At 44.2% G+C, this 4,217-nt stretch carries 3 protein-coding genes and 2 pseudogenes; 3 read left to right on the top strand and 2 right to left on the bottom strand.

Annotation, left to right across the window (positions count from 1 at the left end; all coding sequences use genetic code 11):
- Positions 1–136: 136 nt before the first annotated feature.
- Both K6Y31_RS21765 and K6Y31_RS21760 read left to right on the top strand, forming a co-directional pair.
- Positions 137–340, top strand: coding sequence for a hypothetical protein (locus tag K6Y31_RS21765; protein WP_233055137.1), 204 nt, complete (start codon positions 137–139; stop codon positions 338–340).
- A 150-nt stretch (positions 341–490) separates the two neighbouring features.
- On the top strand, positions 491–781 hold the full coding sequence (locus K6Y31_RS21760) for a carboxymuconolactone decarboxylase family protein (protein ID WP_232804074.1): 291 nt from the start codon (positions 491–493) through the stop codon (positions 779–781).
- Between the two features lie 80 nt (positions 782–861).
- On the opposite strand, the pseudogene K6Y31_RS21755 reads toward K6Y31_RS21760, so the two are convergent.
- Positions 862–1,869 (bottom strand): annotated as a pseudogene (locus K6Y31_RS21755) (IS4 family transposase); the annotation flags it as partial.
- A gap of 673 nt (positions 1,870–2,542) precedes the next feature.
- On the opposite strand from K6Y31_RS21755, the gene K6Y31_RS21750 reads away from it, so the two are divergent.
- Positions 2,543–2,899, top strand: coding sequence for a hypothetical protein (locus K6Y31_RS21750; protein WP_233055136.1), 357 nt, complete (start codon positions 2,543–2,545; stop codon positions 2,897–2,899).
- Between the two features lie 88 nt (positions 2,900–2,987).
- Here the strand turns inward: K6Y31_RS21750 and K6Y31_RS21745 are convergent.
- Positions 2,988–4,188: pseudogene (locus K6Y31_RS21745) on the bottom strand (IS4 family transposase).
- Positions 4,189–4,217: the final 29 nt, after the last annotated feature.

Below are 4,217 nucleotides of genomic sequence, written 5' to 3'. Positions count from 1 at the left end.
GGGCAACTTCTAGTCGGAATTCTGGTGAATAAGTTGGTCTTGTACGTTTTGACATATTGATACCTGCTTAGTTATGGTGATCTTATCACCTCTAATCAGGTGGCCAAAATAGTTGTACCACTACAGTGGAGTCCGCTTGTTAAGTGCAGAGCACGAAGAAGAGTTCGAGAAAATTAAGGGGCTGCCGCTAGAAGACTTGCTTAAGGGGGCGTTGGATGGTTTTGTTTCAAATAAGACTAAAACCAGCACTGATAAAGTTCTTGAATGGCAGAGGCAAATTAAAGAAATGGATCATAATTATGTTTCACCTATTTATGCTAACTTGGCGTCCTACTTCTAACAAGTTTGTCCATCCGACGTTTTGGTCTCAGCTCCTTTTTGTGCTGGCCTACGGCCATTTTCGCACAAAAATCCACTACAACAAAAACGCGGCTGACAAAGGCGTTAGAATTCACTCGTAATTTTACAATACCATGCAAAGGATATGTTTGTGCTTACTGAAAATCAGCAAAATAAATATGAAGAGTTTTATGAATCTACTCATGAGAATGAGTTTCTAGATTCAAAGACAGAGGTTCTTGTTGGGCTGGCTGCGTCAATCGCTATGAATTGCAAACCTTGTACAAGTTACTATTTACATCAGGCAAAAAAAGTAAACATTGTAAAAGGTGAAATATCTGAAGTAATCGCAAAAGTTATGGCTGTTTCGGCTGGTCAAAAAAGATTACAAACAAGTGCGGTTTTAAAGGAACATAAAATTGATCTTGATAGCTTCACTTAATATTCCAGAAAGGCATTTAAATGTAGCAAAAAAAACAGTGGTTTGAGTTTTATTTTGCTACACGTTATAACCCGCTTTTTTAGTCCAATACACCAAAGCACAATCTCAGCCAACAGGCTGATGAGTAGCAAAATATCCAATCGTTTCGGGCTGCGACTCCGGCAATGGCGTAAGCCAAAGCCATAAGCAGGGCCTTTTAAGTCCCGAAATGATTCTTCGATTTGCATCCGTTTGGCGTAGAGTTTAACGACTTATTTTGCAGTAAATATGGCGGGGGGCAAGTTGGTGGCAAGCATCCATGGCTCTTTCGCTGAACGTTGATATGAGTGTTGAGCAGAATGCTTTTGACCCGTTCGGCTATGCCTCTTACCTTTGCGTTTCTTATCCGCCCCTTTGTACAAATAAAGCTGGCATGCAAGAGGACTTTTCTTTGCGATGACAGCAGGTCCGAGGTGCTGAGGCTGTGTATTCGCTTTGGTGAAAAAGCTTTTATTCGATAGCCAGCCTTGCTTGGCTAGCTTCACACCCACCTCACCGCGTAAACGGCCAAGCCAATACCAACCAAGTGCTTCAACTTGGCGAAACCAGGTATTTCGGTAACCGGCATCGGTGATCAGAATGGGCGTGCAGTTGGGTGGCATCACTTGTTTTAATTCATCCAAGAAACGTTGATGGCTGCGAGGAGAGTTGTAATGCTTGAATTCAAAGGTTCGTTCATACAAAACAACACTGCGACCATTGACGGCAATGGATGCGTGTAATGTCATCATTCGCAGCTGTTCACGCACGTCAGCCCAGTCGATAAGGACAAATGGAAAGGGGTTGAGGCTGCAAGTTAGCTGCGCATGCCAACGATAAATAGCGATGCGCTCGCGATGCAACTGCGCATTGCCAAGCAACCTATCAACACGCTTAATGGCATGTTTAGCGGATGTCTTACCCGTCATGGAGCGGCCAAGTTGAGTAAGGGGGAGGCGGTCACCTTGGAGCAATGCTTGGGTAGAATCGATGAGGGATTGAAGTCGTTTTTTGTGAATGAAAGGGCATTGATTTTGTAGCTGTTGGTGTATGATATTAAGTTCACGCATCTCGTTGTAATCTGGTTTGTTTTTGACGAAATTAATTAGAACACACAACGAAATGTGTTTCTATGTATTTGATAACGAAAGATATTTTGTGGGTATTCGCTAGATTGCGGCGTTAAGTGTCATCGGTAAATTTATGTTGAGTGCCATATACGAAGAGAAATGTAGCGGTTGCAAGAGAGATTTAGAGTGTCATCTTTGCACAGAGCTTCTTTGTGAAACGTGTGCGGTTCAAGTAAATGGTAAGCAGTGCTGTAGACCGTGTTCGGCCTCGATAAGAAACGATGAAAGTTTAGTCTCCCATTTTATCCAATGGCATCGCAAGGCTAGTCTTGGCAATGTGGCTTTATCGAAGCCTCCGATATTGGTATCGCATGAATACAAAATAGGAAGCACATTTTCGGTAGCGGAGTTCGAAGGAGAGGATATTATCGGTTCCATCACATTTCGTTCTGATGCTCAATGCGACGCTGATGCAATATTTATCTCTTCGGAAAAATCTGTATTCAATGAATATCGTATATTGGTAAGCAAAAGTGAAATAGACGAATTCCTTGCATCGGTATACGCTAGTGTCCAAGGGTAAAACACTTAACAAACGCAGTCTGTCGGAGCGCCTTTCCGTTCCTTCGTCACTACAAGGCGTCCGCAGCTGCGGGCGTTAGGCATCATGAATATGAATCTTGAAGAGTATTGGAAATCTTACCTCGGGTACTGTTCTGAAAAAACAGGAGCAGGCTCAATACCCGAAATGATAGGTATCCCTCTCGTTGTGGCTCCATTGGTAGCTGCGGGCTATGAGATCAAATTGCCTGTCGAAGAATTATCGAACTTTATAAACAAGTTTCGTGAAATAGATGATGTCACTCGCAGGTTAACGGTCAGAGAATTGGAATCAGAGAAAATAGAAAAGATCACTGAGGCCTTTAAAGCGGGGTGTACTTATTCAAAAGAAGTAATTCCTCAAATATTTCAAAAAGATGAGGTTGCTAAACAGTATCATGAGATCATGTTTCCCGAACCAAATGCCTAACAAAGCTATTAAAAATCGTTCCGGCCAAAAAACGGCCTCCACTGGACGCGCTAACGCGCGCCTTTTATAGCGGCGCTGACGGATCCCCTCATAATTTAAGCATCGCTGTTTGATGGATCACCCGTATATATTCGTAAATTGCCCACTCTATATCCGCGCTACTTCTTCGGTGGTCCCGCCGCCTTAGTACCTCTTTTGCGAGCCGTGTTATTGATAAAACATGGCGGGTTTTGATGGTGTTAGCTTGAAACTGATATTGCCAATTTTGCTGCCTAGCAATCAGTCCAATACACCAAAGCACAACCTCAGCCAACAGGCTGATGAGTAGCAAAATATCCAATCGTTTCGTGCTGCGACTCCGGCAATGGCGTAAGCCAAAGCCATAAGCAGGGCTTTTTAAGTCCCGAAATGATTCTTCGATTTGCATCCGTTTGGCGTAGAGTTTAACGAGCTGTTTTGCAGTAAACATGGCGGGGGGCAAGTTGGTGGCAAGCATCCATGGCTCTTTCGCTGAACGTTGATATAAGTGTTGAGCAGAATGCTTTTGACCCGTGCCGGCTATGCCTCTTACCTTTGCTTTTCTTATCAGCCCCTTTGTACAAATAAAGCTGGCATGCAAGAGGACTCTTCTTTGCGATGACAGCAGGTCCGAGGTGCTGAGGCTGTGTATTCGCTCTGGTGAAAAAGCTTTTATTCGATAGCCAGCCTTGCTTGGCTAGCTTCACACCCACCTCACCGCGTAAACGGCCAAGCCAATACCAACCAAGAGCTTCAACTTGGCGAAACCAGGTGTTTCGGTAACCGGCATCGGTGATCAGAATGGGCGTGCAGCTGGGTGGCATCACTTGTTTTAATTCATCCAAGAAATGTTGATGGCTGCGAGGAGAGTTGTAATGCTTGAATTCAAAGGTGCGTTCATACAAAACAACACTGCGACCATTGACGGTAATGGATGCGCGTAATGTCATCATTCGCAGTTGTTCACGCACGTCAGCCCAGTCGATAAGGACAAATGGAAAGGGGTTGAGGCTGCAAGTTAGCTGCGCATGCCAACGATAAATATCGATGCGCTCGCGATGCAACTGCGCATTGCCAAGCAACCTATCAACACGCTTAATGGCATGTTTAGCGGATGTCTTACCCGTCATGGAGCGGCCAAGTTGAGTAAGGGTGAGGCGATCACCGTTGAGCAATGCTTGGGTAGAATCGATGAGGGATTGAAGTCGTTTTTTGTGAATGAAAGGGCATTGATTTTGTAGCTGTTGGTGTATGATATTAAGTTCACGCATCTCGTTGTAATCTGGTTTGTTTTTGGCGA

Origin of the sequence: Motilimonas cestriensis (assembly GCF_021295315.1) — a bacterium.
Taxonomy (GTDB): Bacteria; Pseudomonadota; Gammaproteobacteria; order Enterobacterales; family CBDFNC01; genus Motilimonas; species Motilimonas cestriensis.
Note: the sequence above shows the minus strand (reverse complement) of the source record. Positions and strands in the feature narration are given on the sequence as shown.